Annotated in this window: 15 protein-coding genes; 4 read left to right on the top strand and 11 right to left on the bottom strand. The window is 39.6% G+C overall.

Annotated elements, in window-relative coordinates:
- Positions 1-30: 30 nt before the first annotated feature.
- From murD to murC, 4 genes are read left to right on the top strand one after another with little or no spacing between them, the layout of a single operon-like run.
- A complete protein-coding gene (gene murD / locus TSP02S_RS07875; protein WP_041083233.1) occupies positions 31-1,320 on the top strand; it encodes a UDP-N-acetylmuramoyl-L-alanine--D-glutamate ligase in 1,290 nt (429 codons plus the stop codon).
- Positions 1,321-2,400 carry an FtsW/RodA/SpoVE family cell cycle protein gene (locus TSP02S_RS07870; protein WP_041083230.1) on the top strand — a complete coding sequence of 360 codons (1,080 nt, stop codon included), beginning with the start codon at positions 1,321-1,323 and terminating at the stop codon, positions 2,398-2,400.
- Positions 2,397-3,416: a UDP-N-acetylglucosamine--N-acetylmuramyl-(pentapeptide) pyrophosphoryl-undecaprenol N-acetylglucosamine transferase gene (locus tag TSP02S_RS07865; protein WP_041083228.1), complete on the top strand. Its 1,020-nt coding sequence runs from the start codon at positions 2,397-2,399 to the stop codon at positions 3,414-3,416. Before TSP02S_RS07870 ends, TSP02S_RS07865 begins: the two co-directional genes overlap by 4 nt.
- Positions 3,413-4,750: a UDP-N-acetylmuramate--L-alanine ligase gene (murC, locus tag TSP02S_RS07860; RefSeq protein ID WP_041083227.1), complete on the top strand. Its 1,338-nt coding sequence runs from the start codon at positions 3,413-3,415 to the stop codon at positions 4,748-4,750. Before TSP02S_RS07865 ends, murC begins: the two co-directional genes overlap by 4 nt.
- Positions 4,751-4,760: 10 nt before the next feature.
- On the opposite strand, the gene TSP02S_RS07855 is transcribed toward murC, so the two are convergent.
- The 11 genes from TSP02S_RS07855 to TSP02S_RS07805 are packed head-to-tail and all read right to left on the bottom strand — an operon-like array spanning position 4,761 to position 17,711.
- A complete protein-coding gene (locus TSP02S_RS07855) occupies positions 4,761-6,281 on the bottom strand; it encodes an ABC transporter permease (protein WP_041083225.1) in 1,521 nt (506 codons plus the stop codon).
- Positions 6,282-6,296: 15 nt separating this feature from the next.
- Positions 6,297-7,262: an ABC transporter permease gene (locus tag TSP02S_RS07850; protein ID WP_041083223.1), complete on the bottom strand. Its 966-nt coding sequence runs from the start codon at positions 7,260-7,262 to the stop codon at positions 6,297-6,299.
- A 50-nt stretch (positions 7,263-7,312) separates the two neighbouring features.
- Complete coding sequence (locus TSP02S_RS07845) at positions 7,313-9,067, bottom strand: ABC transporter substrate-binding protein (protein WP_041083221.1); 1,755 nt, start codon at positions 9,065-9,067, stop codon at positions 7,313-7,315.
- A gap of 13 nt (positions 9,068-9,080) precedes the next feature.
- Positions 9,081-10,061 carry an ABC transporter ATP-binding protein gene (locus TSP02S_RS07840; protein ID WP_041083219.1) on the bottom strand — a complete coding sequence of 327 codons (981 nt, stop codon included), beginning with the start codon at positions 10,059-10,061 and terminating at the stop codon, positions 9,081-9,083.
- A gap of 1 nt (position 10,062) precedes the next feature.
- Complete coding sequence (locus TSP02S_RS07835) at positions 10,063-11,037, bottom strand: ABC transporter ATP-binding protein (protein WP_041083217.1); 975 nt, start codon at positions 11,035-11,037, stop codon at positions 10,063-10,065.
- Between the two features lie 2 nt (positions 11,038-11,039).
- Positions 11,040-11,570: a hypothetical protein gene (locus TSP02S_RS07830; RefSeq protein ID WP_171816332.1), complete on the bottom strand. Its 531-nt coding sequence runs from the start codon at positions 11,568-11,570 to the stop codon at positions 11,040-11,042.
- Between the two features lie 44 nt (positions 11,571-11,614).
- Positions 11,615-12,778, bottom strand: a complete 1,164-nt coding sequence (locus tag TSP02S_RS07825; protein ID WP_041083213.1) for an ABC transporter ATP-binding protein — start codon at positions 12,776-12,778, stop codon at positions 11,615-11,617.
- Entirely contained in the window at positions 12,775-13,782 is a 1,008-nt protein-coding gene (locus TSP02S_RS07820; protein WP_041083211.1) for an ABC transporter ATP-binding protein, read from the bottom strand. Before TSP02S_RS07820 ends, TSP02S_RS07825 begins: the two co-directional genes overlap by 4 nt.
- A gap of 12 nt (positions 13,783-13,794) precedes the next feature.
- Positions 13,795-14,673, bottom strand: coding sequence for an ABC transporter permease (locus TSP02S_RS07815; RefSeq protein WP_041083209.1), 879 nt, complete (start codon positions 14,671-14,673; stop codon positions 13,795-13,797).
- A gap of 13 nt (positions 14,674-14,686) precedes the next feature.
- Positions 14,687-15,724, bottom strand: coding sequence for an ABC transporter permease (locus tag TSP02S_RS07810; RefSeq protein WP_041083207.1), 1,038 nt, complete (start codon positions 15,722-15,724; stop codon positions 14,687-14,689).
- 16 nt (positions 15,725-15,740) lie between these two features.
- Positions 15,741-17,711: a methyl-accepting chemotaxis protein gene (locus TSP02S_RS07805; protein ID WP_041083206.1), complete on the bottom strand. Its 1,971-nt coding sequence runs from the start codon at positions 17,709-17,711 to the stop codon at positions 15,741-15,743.

Raw genomic sequence — 17,711 nt, 5'->3', positions numbered from 1 at the left:
TTTATAATCAACTCTACGGGAGGTATTTTCTTGCGTTATGCTTTAGTTGGCTATGGCGTGGGAAACAAAGCGCTGTGTGCCAAACTTAGAAAGATTGGCCATGAAGTCTTTGTGAGCGAAACAAGGATTCTGAGCGAAGATGAGAGATCGCAACTATTGAATATGAACGTTCAGTTTGAAGAAGGCAAGAATACTGAAGAAATATGCAAAGCAGATATAGTTGTGGTTAGCCCATCGGTGAAGCATGATCATCCAGTTATTGCGAATTGCCTTAAAAAAGTTGTGACAGACATTGATGTAATTTTCAACATGAAAAAGCCCCGTGTTGTCATTGCTGTGACTGGTTCTAACGGTAAAACGACAACTTGCAATATGATCTTTCATGTATTAAAGAGTAACGGTAAGAGTGCTTATTTATGTGGAAACATAGGAGAGCCAATCGCAAATCTACTCGACATTGATCCGGAGTATGTTGTATTGGAGATCAGCAGTTTTCAACTGTATTGGTCTAAGAAAATTCCTATTGATATTGGTGTTCTGCTGAATATCGAGCCAAATCATTTAGACTGGCATCCAACATTACAACACTATATTGATTCAAAGCTCAAGATCTTTGAATTTGCGAGTTGCAAAATCTTCAATGGATCAGATGAGCTAATTAAGAAAAACATAAATATCGATCTGACCTACCACGCTTTTGAACCTCTATTTTTTGATAGTTCTTCATCAAATATCAAGTATGATGGCAAGAACTATTTTGTAAGCAATTCTGCTCTTTTGACTCGCCAAAACCTTGAGAACTTATCGGCAGTTTTGAAAATTTTCTCGGTACTCGGTTATGAACCTGATAGTGTTTTAAAGGCACTTGAGACTTTCAAGCCACCCAAACACAGAATGGAATTAGTCGCAGAAATCAGAGGAATTAGTTTTATAGACGATTCAAAAGCAACGAGTGCCGCCGCAACGATATCGGCTCTTGAGAATTTTGCTGGAAAGAATGTTATTTTGATTTTATCTGGTAAAAGTAAGAACGAGGACTATTCCGCTTTGGTCAAACAAATGAAGAGCAAAGTAAAGCACACTTATATCTTTGGAGAAATCACATCGATGATAGAGAATATATTGCGAGCAGAAAAACTCCCGTTTACTGTTGTCGAAAATATGGAGCAAGCCGTTCATAATGCATTTGAGATGGGAGTTGAAGGCGATGTTGTCCTTCTGAGTCCGGCAGGGGCGAGTTTTGATTTGTACAAAGATTACTCAGAACGTGGTGACGATTTTGTTCGTGTGGTAAAATCTTTAATGGGGGCTGAGGGATAATTGTCAAATGCTGTACCGATCCTTCTTATAGTATCGATTTTGATATCTGTCGGTCTCATATTGATAGCGAGTTTTGATATAGCGTCTCAGATGAGTGTCTTTGGTAGTACTTCTTCTAATTTATTTTATTCACACATCGTGAAATTGTTGATCGGTGCATTTTTAATGACTGTGACTATGATGATGGACTACAGAATACACATAAAATTTGCCCAGTTTTATTATTTTTTGGCAATAGGTCTTTTGTTGATGCCTTTCTTCCTACCAGAGATAAATGGCTCGAACAGATGGATTACTTTAGCTGGGTTTACCTTTCAACCGTCTGAGTTTGCCAAGATCGTTTTAATAATATCCCTCTCTACTTATATTTCTCATAACAAAGAGCACATGAGAGAATTTTACAGAGGTTTTCTCAAACCTTTGCTACTAAGTTCACCGCTTATAATTTTGATTTTAATCGAGCCAGATTTAAGCACATCTCTTATTCTTTTTTTTCTTGTACTCCTGTTACTGTATTCACATGGAACACGTGGAGCTTACGTCTTTATGACTGTATTATTGATTTTCGTGCTATTTTATCTTGCTCTGAAAACGGGTTTTTTGTTGAAAGATTATCAATTATGGAGACTGAGAACATTTCTTCAAGGAGATCATCCTGACCAAGTCTCCAAGGCGATACAGGCACTGAGAGAAGGTGGGTGGGCTGGTAAAGGTGTAGGGTTGGGTGAAGTAAAATTGGCGATACCAGCTATTGTATCTGATTTCATTTTAGCGGCGGCAGGTGAGGAGTTTGGCATAATCGGTATAATTATCATTACCACCTTATTCTTTTTATTGGTCTCGATTTTGCTTAGGTTTGTTGAAAAATTTCAGGATGCATTTGTTACGTCTTATATCACTGGTTTTTCATTTTTGATTATTCTTCAAGTACTGGTTAATCTTGGAGTTGTGACAGGGACTCTACCAGTGACTGGTGTGACATTACCTTTTCTCAGCTATGGAGGTAGCTCAATCATGATGATGTTAGCAGGCCTTGGTATAGTAATAAACATCGTAACTCATGGAAGTGAGGAAAATTGAGAATAGCAGCCGCAGGAGGAGGAACAGGAGGCCATCTCTATCCAGCGTTGGCAGTCTTAGAAAGCCTTGCAGCGATTAGAAAGATAGATGTGACCTATTTTTGTATAAAAAGAGGTCTTGAAAGTAAAGTTATTCCGCAGGAACATCCTGAATACAAAATAATAACTATCGATCTTAAGGGTTTGAAAAGGCCAATATTTCACCCAGCGAATTTCACAAGACTATTGAAAATATTCCAAAATGAGAGTATCATAGCTTCGGGAATAGAAGGTTGTGATTTTGGATTTGTGACGGGTGGGTACGTTTCATATCCAGTAGCAAGGGTATGTAGCAAGAAACGTATACCATTTTTTGTCCAAGAACAAAATGTAATACCTGGACTTGCAAACAAAGCATTGAGTTTGAAAGCAAAAAAGGTTTTTGTTGCATTTGAAGAAAGTGCAAACTATTTTCCAAAATCTGTTCATAAAAAGATCGTTGTCACGGGAAATCCGATAAGGATAAAGGAATGTACCCAAAATAGTTTCGGTGAAGACTATATACTTGTATTAGGTGGAAGCAGGGGAAGTGAATTCATAAACAGATTGATGGAACAGGTCTATCAGACAGAGAAACAGATGAGATTTGTCCATAGTACGGGAGACAGCAACTGGACTAATAGATTGAGTGCTTATCAAAATGTTCAAGCTTTTGACTATATATACGATATGGCCTGCGCGTGGAAAGGAGCAAAGGCTGTTGTGAGCAGAGCTGGTGCTATTGCCGTTAGTGAGATGCTCTATTACGGGGTCCCAGGTTTGTTGATACCGTGGGAGGGTTCGGCGGGGAACCATCAGCTCTTCAATGCTATGTACGTCGAGAAAATCGGTAGAGGAATAATGGCAAGGGAAAAAGATCTCACGTCTCAAGTTCTTGTAGAGAAACTTTCCCATGTCATTTCACTTGGAAAGGAAATGCAAAAAAGGGAGAATCCAGCAGGGTTAATCGCTAAAATCATTTTGGAGGAATTGAAATGAGAATTCATTTTGTTGGAATCGGTGGTATTGGTATGAGTTCTTTAGCTTTACACTGTAAAATCAGTGGAAATGATGTGTATGGTTCTGACATATACGACAATGAACAAACAGAAATTTTGAAAAAAGTTGGGATACACGTTTTCATAGGGCACGATTATGACAATTGGCTCAACCCTGATCTTGTAGTTCATACCCCTGCGGTTCATTCTGATAACCCCGAAATAATTCGAGCAAGAAGAGAAAATGTTAAGGTCGTTAGTAGATCAGAGTTTTTGAGACAAATTCTTGATGGGATGACTCAATTTGCAGTGACTGGTTCAGATGGTAAGACCACTACTACCGCTATGATTGCACATTGTCTTAAAACCTTCGGAGAAGATCCGACAGTTTTCCTTGGTGGTGTACACAGATCTCTGGAATTTGGTAATTACCGCTCAGGTAAGGGCCCCATAGTTTATGAACTTGATGAGAGTCAACCAGAATTTTCAAGCTTCTGTCCGGATTATCTGATCATTACAAATGCTCGAGGAGATCATCTTGAAAACTACAATAACGATGAAAAATTCTATAGATCATGTTTTGAGGAGCTTTCGAGTAAAACACGAAGAATTGTTATCACTTTTGCAGATGATAAAAATACGTCGCATCTTGGTGACTATACCTTTGGAAAAACGCACGGCACGTGTAAGTTAGTGAATAGAGTCGTAAAAGATCTTTACCAGGTAGCCACGATTGGACTCGATGGGAAGCAGTATCAGTTGATTTTGAGATTGCCGGGAGAACACAACGTTTTAAATGCCATGGCTGTTTTAACGTTGTTCTGGGCAGCTGGTTATGATCCCAATAAAGTGTTAGAAGCACTGAGGGATTTTGTCAGTACTCGTAGGCGTTTTGACATAACTATCCTTAACAAAGAGCAAAAAACATATGTTGTTGATGATTATGCACATACACCAGATGAAATAAAGTCGTTACTCGCTGCTGCCGAAGAGATTTTTCCAGAGCAAAAGAAGATTGTGATCTTTCAACCACATAGATACAGTCGTTTGTTGCGTGAGGATGGAAATTTCGCAAAAGCACTCAAAGATGCTGATGAAATATATGTCACAGAAGTTTACAGCGCCTTTGAGAAGATTATCCCTCAACTTTCAGCAAGGGTAATAGTTGAAGGTTTGGAGAACTATGGCAAAAAAGCTACATATTTTCCGAAACTTGAAGATCTACTAAATGCCTTTCATCCTCAGGAAAACACAGTGTATCTTTTCGTTGGAGCAGGCGACATCATAAAAATCTCTCAGAAATTTGTTGAAAACTATAAAAAAGGTGACCATTAGGTCACCTTTTTTATCCAAGTGATCTTGGATCTAAAGCATCTCTTAAGGCATCTCCAACAAAATTGAAAGATATCACCGTTATGAATATGAATATTCCAGGTATCAAAAGCCAAGGAGCCTTTGTCATGATATAGACATCCTGAGCTTGTGCAAGCATTAGACCCCAAGATGCATAAGGTTCTCTGATACCAAGGCCCAAGAAACTCAAACCGGCTTCTCCAAGGATATAGCCAGGTATTCTAAGTGTCGCATTCACAATCAAATAAGTCGCTGTGTTCGGAAGAACATGTCTTGCCAAGACCTTACTGTTGGGCAATCCTATGGCAATAGCAGCTTCAACAAATTCTCTTTGTCTTATCGAGAGAACCATTCCTCTGATGACACGAGATGTACCAGCCCAACCTATGAAGGACAAAATGAATACCAAGAGTATGTATATCTGAGTTGAAGGTAAATCCAATGGAAGCATTGCACGAAGCATGATCATCAGATAAAATCCCGGTATCGACATGATTATCTCAGCAAATCTCATCAGTCCTTCGTCGATCAAACCGCCATAATACCCAGAGATACCACCAAACAACAGCGCAAAGGCAAAAGTAATGATCATTCCGATGATTCCAATAGATAGAGAGATCCTCGATGCAAAAACTATCCTTGACCACACATCCCTACCATATAGATCCGAACCCAAGATGAAAAATTTGACATATTGGTTATTATCATAATTGTCCACACCAAACAAATGAACCTTCATTGGAAAAATCCAAAACAATTTACCAGTCCAACTTTTCACAAACCATTTCACGGGGTATATCTTATATTCATAATCGATAACCTTTGCTTTCAACATTTCAAATTTTCCATCTTTTTTCACCACAATCGTATCGAGTGATTCAGTAACAGCAACTGCCTCTATTTGATATTCACTGGTCAGACCGAATTTCGATGAATAACTTTTGAAATACATTTCTTGTGCTACTGCGGAGGTAGTTTCCATTCTACTTGATCCCTTTAAAAGTGTATCTTCGTTGTAGTCAAAAAGGAAATAATCCGTTGTCCTGGGTGATTTTTTGACATCATACCACTGGCCATCTATCTTTATGCTCTCCACTGAGTTCACAGAGAATTTAAAACTTTCAACACCATCTTTTCCGAGTTCATAAGTAACAACAGAACCATCGGGTTTTTCCAGTACAAGCTTGCTTGGAAAAAGCATCTCTTTGTAAGTTCTTTCGTAGGTTATCTTATCTACATAAGATATCATCGGCAACACATAGGGTTTTGTTTTTGTACTTTTGTACATTCTGTGTATTTTAGTCGGTGGTGCATAGGTATGTTTGAGTGATTGCTCTATGGGATTGTATGGAGAAAAAAAGTCAGCGAAGATAGCTAAAATATACAATGCAATCAAAATACAAAGTGCAATCACACCGGGTCTATGTCTCAAAAATGCCCTCCAGATTAATTGACCTCTTGTCAGGTATTTTTCTTCAAATTCTATCTTTTGATTGTTCTTTGTCTCGGCCATCTCGAAGCCCTCCTGTTAACTGAGTCTGACCCTTGGATCAACCAGTGCGAGTAGAATGTCGGCAACAAGGTTACCTGCAACCAAAAGGATAGCGCTGATTAATCCACTTGCCATAACTATGTACATATCTTGTTGAATCAAAGCTTGATATACCAATCTTCCCATACCCGGCCAACCAAAAACGTTCTCGACAAAGAGCGCGCCTCCAAGAAGGCCAGATATGCTAAATCCAAGAAAAGTTATCATTGGGTTAATCGCGTTTCTCATTGCGTGTTTAAAGATCACAACCCTTTCAGGCATTCCTTTTGCTCGCGCAAAGACAACATAGTCTTCATTGAGAACATCTAACAAAGAACCTCTCATATATCTCATCAAGCCGGCAAAAGACCCCAAACTCAATGCCGTTGCCGGTAAAATTAGATGCCATAGGATATCTTTGAACCTTCCCCAGGTAGTTAAAGAAGAATAATAAACAGATTTCATCCCAGAAATTGGAAACCAATTGGTTTTTGCAGCAAAGTACAGCAAAACGAGTCCCAAGAAAAACTCAGGAATGGCAACAAATCCAAACGCAAGAAATGTCATAATCTTATCACCGATTGAATACTTCTTCAGAGCAGTGAAAACACCGAGTGCAATTCCAAGGAGCCATGAACTTGCCAGCGAGATGAGAGAAAGAATCAACGTTGCAGCAACTCTTTCCCAGATGAGTGTTGAGACAGGTCTTCTGTAATAAAAAGAATATCCCAAATTCCCTTTCAAAATATTTTTCAACCAAGTCAGGTACTGAACAATTGCAGGCTTGTTCAATCCGAACTCTTCCTCCATTGCCTTGAGTCTTTGGGGTGAAACAGATGGGTCGAGTCTGAACTGATCAAGAAAATCTCCAGGGGCAGCATACATGATCAAAAAAATCATCAACGATATTATCAAAAGTTCTGGCAAGGCTATAACAAGTCTTCTACCAATGTACTTGAGCAAAATTCATCACCTCAAAACCCAAAGGGGGCACCAAGCCCCCTTTGCTGTTTTTATTTCTTCCAAATCCAATCTACATTCCAGAGCATTCCACCAAAGGCAGTTGGTTCCAAATTCTGCAATTTGTTCACGTAAGCATATAGATAATTCTGCTGGATTGTGTAAATCAAAGGCAGATGTTCAGAGACCAACTCTTGGTATCTTGAGAACATCTGATACACTTTCTCTTGATCGAGTATTCTGACGTTTTCTCTAAAGATTTTGTCGATTTCTACTTCCCAATCTGGTGCTTCATAGATATCTGGGCTTACAAAGCTCTTCACCTTTGGACTGTAATTCCAGAAATGCAAAGCACCATCCAGTTTCCAAACATTCGCTCCACCTTGTGGTTCGTCAGAACCAGTTAAACCAATAACTATAGCCTCCCAGTCGCCAGTTGACGTCATTTTCTGAACCAGTGTGTTGAAGTCGATGGGTGTAAATACGACTTTGATGCCGAGTTTTGCAAGTTCATCTCTGAGTATGTTACAAGTGCCTTCACGTTGAGTATTACCAGCGTTGGTCATGAGTATGAATTCAACTTTATTACCATCTTCATCGATGCAGTTACCATCATTATCCCAACTGAATCCACCCATCTGAAGCATCATACGTGCATAATCAAGATCATAAGGATATTTTCTGAGAGCATCATCATTATAGAAAGCAGCAGCTGCAGCACTTATTGGTCCCCACTGTGCGACACCAAGACCAGCCAACAACGTATCGATCATGGCATCTTTGTCCATTGAATAAGCGATAGCCTTTCTGAAGAACTCATTTCTGAACCACTTTCTTTTAACTGGATCTGAACAATTGAAGTTCAAAGTCACAAACGTTGTACCAAAGGTTGGTCCGCCTGTTCCGACAACCCAACCTTTTTCCTTTGCCTTGTTTTTGATTTCTGGATAGAACTGAGCTGTTACACCATAAACATCGATTTCACCATTTTCAAATGCCAATCTTATCGCGTTCAAATCAGGTATTATCTTCAAGACATACTCGTCAAGGTATGGAAGTTGCTGACCATTTGCATCTTTTTTGTAATAATATGGGTTTCTGACCATTCTCACAAATTGATCTGGTACGTATTCAACAGGAATGAATGGACCAAGACCAACGAGCTCTTTCTTATTAATTGCATCTACTGTCCACATCTCTTTGAACTTACCCTGCTTTACCCATGGTTCGGCAACATGTTTGGGAAGGATTTGAATGCCAGCTGCATATCTCACCGCAAGTCTGTAAGGTTCCTGGTAAGTGATTTTGACAGTGTAGTCATCAACTTTTTCGGCCACAGGGAGCCTTCCCTGAGAATCTTCGAGCAAGTTTGCCATATCATTTGGTATATCTGGGTTACAGTAAATGTCGTTTAAACTGAAAACGAAATCGTCTGCTGTGAATGGTGTACCATCAGACCATTTGATGCCCTTTCTGATCTTCAAAGTGATGATCATCTTCTGGTCGTCTGTTACTTCGACTTCACATCTTTCTGCAAGGGCTGGATGCATTCTTGCATAATTGTCCAATTCAATCAAACTGATCAAGAAAACGTTGATAACTGCAGTAGAACTTGTCTCTTGGGCGACGATAGGATTCACAGTCTTTGGGCCACTACCCAGTTGTGGTGCGATGAGTGTTCCACCTGCTTTACCAGTAGACTTTGCACCCAGGTACGGTGTTTTTTCGTCAAAATAGACGTATTTCTCGGCTGCAAAACTTAAAGCAACAAATACCAACAATAGTACTACTGCCAAAACTTTCTTCATATTAATACACCCCCTATTTCACCAGGTGGCATGCCACCCAGCGGTTTTGTGATATCTTTCGAAATTCAGGATACTCTTTCTCGCATATCTGTATTTTGTAAGGACACCTTGGACTGAAGAAACATCCATTTGGTCTTGAGATAGGACTTGGTACTCCGCCTTTTAGTATGATTCTTTGTCTTGATCTCTCTACCTTAGGATCGGGGATCGGCGTCGCAGAGAGTAGCGCTCTACTGTAAGGATGAAGTGGCTCTTCGAAGACTTCATCTGTTTCACCAAGCTCTACAATCTTACCTAAGTACATTATACCAACTCTGTGACTTATGAATCTGACAAGGCCCAAATTGTGTGATATGAAAAGGTAACTGAATTTGAATTTATCTTGAAAGTCAAGAAATAGATTTATTATCTGAGCCTGTACCGATACGTCCAAAGATGAAGTTGGTTCGTCAAGCACGAGAAATTCCGGTTCTATGGAAATAGCCCTTGCTATGGCTATTCTTTGTCTTTGTCCCCCGCTGAACTGGTGAGGATATCTGTCTAAATGAAAGGTTTTTAATCCAACCATTTCCATCAAACTTTTAGCCTTTTCATATGCCTCCTGTTTTGTCTTCACCACATTGTGGAAAATCATTGGCTCAGTGACTATCTGACCAACTGTCATTCTCGGGTTCAATGAACTCATTGGATCTTGAAAAACGATCTGCATTCTTCTTCTAAAAGGAAGAAGTTCTCTGTATTTGAACTTTGAAATATCTGTGCTCTCAAAAAATATCTGCCCGTCAGTTGGATCTGTGAGTTTTAAGATAGTTCTCGCCACGGTTGTCTTACCACATCCGGACTCACCGACAAGCGCAAAAGTCTTACCCTTCTCTATCTCGAAACTCACATCATCTACGGCTTTGATCTCTGCAACTATACGCTTTATCAAAAACCCTTGTCTTACTGGGAAATACTTCTTCAGATTCTTTACACTCAATAAGATCTCAGCCACGCTAATTGCCACCTCCAACCGGGTTGAAGCAACGTACAAAATGCCCATCAGAGACTTCGATCATGTCAGGTATTCTTTGATTACACTCATCGACATTTCTCGGGCATCTTGGCAAGAAAGGACAAACCTTTGGTATATCTATCATTCTTGGAGGCTGGCCAGGGATTGGCTCAAGCCTGTCGATCTTTCTATCAATTCTCGGTATACTCTTGAGAAGCATATGGGTATAAGGATGTGTTGGGTTATAAAATATATCCTCAGAACTCCCCATTTCCATCTGCTTTCCACCGTACATGACGATGATTCGATGCGCCATTGAAGCTATTACCCCAAGATCGTGAGTGATGAATATCATAGCTGTTCCAAGCTTCTGTTGGAGATCTTTCATTAAATCGAGTATTTGAGCTTGTATTGTGACATCGAGTGCAGTCGTTGGTTCATCGGCGATCAAAATTGAAGGATTGCAACTCAGGGCTATGGCAATCACAACTCGTTGTCTCATACCACCGCTGAATTCAAATGGATAAGACTTCATTCTTTTCTCTGGCTCTGGTATCTGAACCAAGCCGAGCATCTCAACAGCCCTTTTGTAAGCTTCCTGTTTGGAAACTCTTTGATGCTGAACGATTGTTTCCATCAGTTGATCTCCTATTGTATAAAGTGGATTCAAGGAAGTCATCGGATCTTGGAATACCATGCTGATTTCTTTACCACGGATCTTGTACATCTCCCTTTCATCGTATTTGAGTATATCTTGACCTTTGTATAAAATCTGGCCATTCACTATTTTCCCTGGGTATTTGATCAGTCTCATAATCGATTTGACGGTCACGCTCTTTCCGGATCCCGTTTCACCAACTATGCCCAAAACTTCTCTTGGCGAAAGATCAAAACTCACATCGTCAACAGCTGCAACAACACCTTCATCCATATAGAAATATGTTGAAAGGTTCTTAACCGATAGAATGTTTTCCAAACTCAACTACCTCCCGGTTCCAAGAGCATATAGACCTGGTCGTTTCTTGAATCGTAAATCATTAGTTTTTCACCATCTGATTCTATTATTAATGGTAGCACAAGATAACCGTTTTCAAAAATTTTTTCATTACCTTTTATGATATCTTTTATAATCTTATAAGCTATCTCATCAATGTCTATCTCAGGTCTCACAGTGTATATGATCTTAGTTTGATCATGTAACGATACGCTTATCAGTTGCTCAAATCTCCGTATTTGCGACTGGAAATCGCCTTCCACTTTGATATGAGATAATACCACATCTAAGATCTTTTTTTCAAGTGTTTCATTCCAATAAAATTTAAACACCTGATCATGATAAACCAGTTGGTTGTCAAATACAATTATTGTCGAATTTTTGCAATTACTCTGCTTGTAATCAACACCAACTTTCTTTAATGCTGATTCAAAAGCATTCTTAAGTTGCTCATCACATTGAAAACACACACTAATCTTTCCTGGTTTTGAAATCCTGTATGCAAGTAAGGCCAACAAAACACAAGTAAGAAAACCAACCCAGAAAAGTTTGTGAGTTTTCATTTCAAAAGATGACAAGCCACAAAATGATTTGGCTTTATTTCCCTCAACTGAGGTTCAACCCTGCTACATTCTTCAACTGCCATGTAACATCTTGTATGGAATCGACAGCCCGAAGGAGGATTTATCGGGCTTGGTACATCACCCTTCAAGATAATTCGTTCTTTTTTGATATTTGGATTGGGTATGGGTATTGCACTCATAAGAGCACGTGTGTATGGGTGGAGGGGATTATCAAACATCTCCTTTTTTGGAGCTGATTCTACGATCTTTCCAAGGTACATCACTATAACCCTGTCACTGACATATTTGATCACAGACAAATCGTGAGATATAAACAGATAAGTCAGTTTGTGTTCCTTTTGAAGATCTTTCATCAGATTTATGACCTGTGAACGTATTGAAACATCAAGTGCTGCTACGGCTTCATCGGCTATTATCAATTTGGGTGAAAGTGCCAACGCTCTCGCTACACCAATTCTCTGGCGTTGTCCTCCAGAAAATTCATGTGGGAATCTGTATATGTATTCGCCGCTTATCCCAACATCTTCCAAAACAGTTTTTACCTTCTCGATTACTTCTTTTTCTCCTTTCACTAATTTATGTGTGAGAGGTCCTTCGCCCACTATAGTTTTTATACGAAGTCGTGGATTGAGCGAGCTGTAAGGATCCTGAAAGACTATCTGAAGATCTCTCCTGAATTTTTTTCTTTTTTCATCAATATTTGAGAGCATCATGGACAAGAACTTTGTTGTTGAACCTTTCGCTTCTTCAAAGAAAATCTCGGCATATCGGCGATCTATCCCACTCAATGAATTCACAATGAGATCTACTGATTCCTTTTCCCTGAGCAACCGTTGAAACTTATTTACATAATTTCTTTTCAAATATGATCTTGCCCTTGCAGGTGAAAGAAAATAATACGTCGTATCTTCGTCACCAACAACGATTCTTCCCGAAGTGGGTTCATATAATCGTAACAACGTCATACCAATCGTGGTTTTTCCACAACCAGATTCACCAACAAGACCAACCGTTTCGCCTTCAAAAATGTCAAATGAAACATCATCTACAGCCTTTACCCAGGCTACAATTCGCTTAAAAACCCCTGCTCTAATGGGAAAATACTTGACAAGTCTTTCTATACTGACAAGCGGTTTCATTTATCATCACCAGCCTCTTTCTTTTTTGCCTGTTCAACCTTTTCCCAGAAAAAGCATCTCACAAAATGTCCATTGACAACCTCTTTTAACTCAGGCTCTTCTACACTGCATTTTTCTTGTGCAAATTCACACCTTGGATGAAATTTACACCCAGTTGGAAATTTCAGGGGATTTGGTACTATACCTGGAATGTTGTACAGACGAGTTTGCTCTACATCGAGCCTTGGTATAGCGTGCAAAAGCCCCCATGTGTATGGATGCTTTGGGTCGTTAAACAAAGTCTTCACATCAGTGTATTCAACGGCTTTACCAGCATACATGACAACAACACGGTCCGCATTTTCGGCGATCACACCCATATCATGAGTGATCAAGATTATTGCCATGCCATATTCTTTCTGAAGTTGTTTCATCAACTCCATTATTTGCGCCTGAATTGTGACATCAAGAGCCGTCGTTGGTTCATCTGCGATAAGTATCTTTGGTTTGCATGAAAGTGCCATCGCTATCATAGCCCTTTGGCGCATGCCTCCTGAAAGTTCGTGTGGATATTCATCGACTCTCTTCTCTGGCTCAGGAATACCAACTTTTCTGAGTAAATCCACTGCCATTTTCTTGGCAGTAGGTTCATCAACCTTTTGATGCAAAATTATAGCTTCCATGATTTGTTCACCTATTGTAAAAACAGGATTTAATGCCACCATGGGTTCCTGAAAGATCATAGCGATGTCTTTACCGCGTATCTTTCTCATGGCTTCTTCTGATATTTTAGTCAAATCTGTATTATCAAAAACAATCGATCCATCAACGATTTTTCCTTTTTCGTCGAGTATCCGGAGTATGGAAAGAGAAGTAACACTTTTTCCACAACCTGATTCACCCACAATTCCAAGAGTTTCGCCTTGAAAAACTTCGAAATCTACACCATCTACAGCCTTTACAACCCCATCTTCTGTATAAAAGTATGTCTTCAGATTTCTCACAGTGAGTATGGGTTGTCTCACATTATCACTCCTTTATCCTCTAAGTCTCGGGTCAAAGACATCTCTCAATGCATCTCCTACAAGATTCCAAGCAAGCACAAAAAGAACCATGGCGATCCCTGGATAAACAATCGCATACCAGTATTTGAAAGCTTCACCAGATGCTCCAAGTAACCAGTTTCTGGCAAAATTGAGAAGTGATCCCCAATCTGCATAACCTACAGGCGCACCAAGACCAAGAAAGCTCAAAGCTGCAGCAGTTATCACAAGTGATCCAATTCTCATCGTTGCCTGTATGATTACAGGAAATATCGTATTCGGTAAGACATGTTTCAGTATAACCAGATAATCATTAACCCCTAATGCCCTTGCGGCAAGCACATATTGTTCTTCCCTGACCTGCAAAATATTGCCTCTTATGAGCCTTGCCGTTGCCATCCAACCGAACATCACCAAGGAGATCATGACCTTGTTTAAACCCATACCGAGAAACGCCGTCACAACAATCGCCGCTAATATATATGGAATCGACAAAAATATGTCAGTTATTCTCATTAATATTTCATCTAACCAACCACCAAAATACCCCGCAATAGAACCTATCAACAATCCTATGATCGTTGAGGTAAGGGTAACGATCAAACCAACCTTAAAGGCTGTTCTTGTACCCCATATGACTCCATAGAAGATATCTCTCCCATCTATAACACCAAATGGATGTTCTGCGGTCGGTGGTTGAGGTGTTTTATCCCATGTGACTATTGGAATCATGTACGGATCATAAGATTGCGGTGGACATATGATCGGAGCAATTATTGCTATTATTGTGAAGAAAATCAACAATGAGAAACCGAGTACAGCAGAAGGATTTCTCATCAACCTCTTTATTATTCTTTTGGTTTCCGTTCTCACAATTCTAACCTCCTCAGCTAAAACGAATTCTCGGATCGACAGCAGCGTAAAGTATATCGATTACAAGATTGCCAATGACCAAAATCAATGAATAGAAAAGTGTAGAAGCCATGATAGAAGCATAATCGAGTTGTGTGGCAGCGGTTGCCGTAAAGCTACCCATTCCAGTTCTATTGAAAACCATCTCTACAATGACAGTACCCGCAAAAAGCTGTATTACCATACCGCCACCAACTGTTATAACAGGTATCATTGCATTTTTACGTGCATGTTTATTGATCACAACATTTTCAGCCAATCCTTTAGCCCTTGCCGTTCGGATATATTCTTTTGTCAAAACTTCGAGCATGCTTGAACGTGTGATTCTCAGCAAGTATGCCCACCACAGCCACGAGAGAGTCAAAATAGGAGCAATCAAGTGCTGGATGGCATCCACAAAGACATCAAACCTTCCATTTAGTAAGGCATCCAGTGATACCAACGAAGTGAATCTCTTGAATTCAGGTGATTTCACAACGGTATCGGCCCAAAAACTGAGATTTCCAGGTGGAAACCAACCAAGTACACTGTAGAAAACCATCAACACAAGTAGTCCAAAAACAAAGTCTGGGAAACTCCAACCAACCACAGCAAAGATGCGGACGAAATGATCTATGAATTTGTCGCGGTTCACTGCAGCTATTATACCCAACCACACTCCAACGAAAACCACTGGAATTATCGAATAAAGAGCGAGTTCAACTGTCCATGGTAATCTATTCAAAATAGCATCTTTGACTGGCTCTTTGCCAACGACAGACCAACCAAGGTCACCACTCAGAGTGTTCTTCAACCACTTCACATATCTGACGACCATTGGATCTTTTAGTCCATACTTTTCTTTTATCTTTTCAAGCTGGTTTGGAGTCAATTTGTCCAGAAGCCCTGGATTGACATAAGCCGCCAAGAGTCTGTCTGAGCCAAGGCTTTGTATCATTCCAAAAACAATGAGTGATATTCCAAACAAAATCAGCGGCAACAGCAAAAATCTTCTTATGATATAAGCTGCCAAAGGTCACACCTCCTACTCATACCTTAAATCGGTCAGACAAAATCTTTAACTCCATCACCATGTTTGTGAATTCATCGACTTTGCCAGACAAATTTTGAGTATTATTGGTCTGTTCAACAACAGCTTGTACTACCTCATCAGTTGTCTTAGAAACTATCTCGATATTCTTTGCGATCTTATCTACAGCTGTGCTGATTTCTTCCACAGCACCACTTTGCTCCTGACTGGTTGCAGCAAGGTCATTTGCTGCCAAAGTGAATTCCTCTATATCTTTTACCATACTTTCTATCTGTTGTGCATTTTCATTTAAGATGTTCAATGAGTCTTGTATTTGATTTACGACTGCTTGACCTCCTTGTGCTACTAAAAGGCTTTGTGATTTGATTTGTTTTAAGATATCGGCTACTTCCTGAGTAGCGCCTCTGCTTTGCTCAGCAAGCTTTCTTATCTCATCTGCAACAACTGCAAATCCCCTTCCTGCCTCTCCTGCGCGTGCAGCTTCTATCGCGGCATTTAATGCAAGCAAGTTTGTCTGCTCAGCAATACTGTATATGGCATCTGTTATCTCTCCAATACGATTGGAAAGATCTACCAATTTTTGTACAACTTGCATAGACATTTGACCACGCTCTGCAGTTTGTTTCATAGATTCAGTGAGTTCTTTTACGGAATTTTTGGTTGAGAAAGCTTTATTTTTGAGTTTTTCAGAACCTTCAGCGAGTTTTGATGCATTTTTAGCAGTATTCTGTGCACCAGAAGCTATTTCTTCCATTCCTGAATTGACTTCTGCTACTGACGAAACAACTTCTTCAATACTTCTACTGACTTTTTCTGCAGATTTTTGTGTTCTATCAGACACCAAAGTTGCCTCTTTTAAACTTTCATTCATCTTAGCGGAGAAAATTTCGATTTGTTCACTGAGTCTTTTAATCTTTGTTACGCTGTTTCTTAAATTTTCACTCACAAGCGAAAATGCCCCAGAGAGCTTTCCAATCTCATCTTTGCTTTCGATTTTTTCATAGGCTGTCAAGTCACCTTGTGCAATACGTTGGGCAATGGATGTCAAGGTTTGCAATGGTTTTGTGATTCTTCTTGTGAAGATCATACCTACAAAAATGCTTATGAATATAACAACTGCAGAAGCTGTCAGTGATGTCCAAAGAGTCTGGAGAAATACTTCATTCAACTCTTTATATGGCATGGTCAGAACAATCATCCAATTTGATGATGGTATAGGCGATATCGTGGCTATCTTTTGCTCACCTTCGAAGTTATAAGTGACAACAGAAGGTTGTGCCTTCTTAATTTCATCTTCCAGATTTTTGAGCGAATTATTAATTTGCACTAAGGTTTTTCCAATGTATTCTTGTTTTGGATGAGCCAATACAACTGCGTTAGAGTTTGACAGAAAGGCATACCCAGTTTTACCATACTTGATAGACTTGATCATCTCCCAGAATTTTTCTTGAGATATTATGGCAGCAAACAAACCAGACGTATTTCCATTGTAATCTGTGACTCTACTTGCAAGGACAACAGAATTAATTCCCTGCCAATTAAAATTATCTTGAACATAAAAATCTTTATTCTCAAGTACAATCGCCTTGAAAAATTCAAATTGCGATATATCCAACTCTTGTTCATTGTATGTGAACGCCTTGCCTTGTGTATTTGATAATAAATAATCAGCAAACCCAAGTTTGTTAAGTGTGTCTCCATGTGATTTCAATGCTAAAGTAACCATTGATTTTTCAAAGATCATGAGATAACTTTCAAAATTAGATGCAACTGTGGAGAGTTCAGACGATCTTTGCATAAACCAGTGATCCAAAACCAAAGATTCTTTATCTACCTTTTGTTGCATTGCACTAACTGCGAAGGTCGTTAAGCGTTGTCGCATTGAGATGATGTTGAGCACAGTGACAACCCCCACACCGGCAATCACAAAAACTACGACAAGTAAGATTATCTTTGCACGTACCGACAC

Origin of the sequence: Thermotoga profunda AZM34c06 (genome assembly GCF_000828675.1) — a bacterium.
In the GTDB taxonomy this organism is placed as follows: Bacteria; Thermotogota; Thermotogae; order Thermotogales; family DSM-5069; genus Pseudothermotoga_B; species Pseudothermotoga_B profunda.
This window is presented reverse-complemented; position numbering and strand designations above follow the sequence as displayed.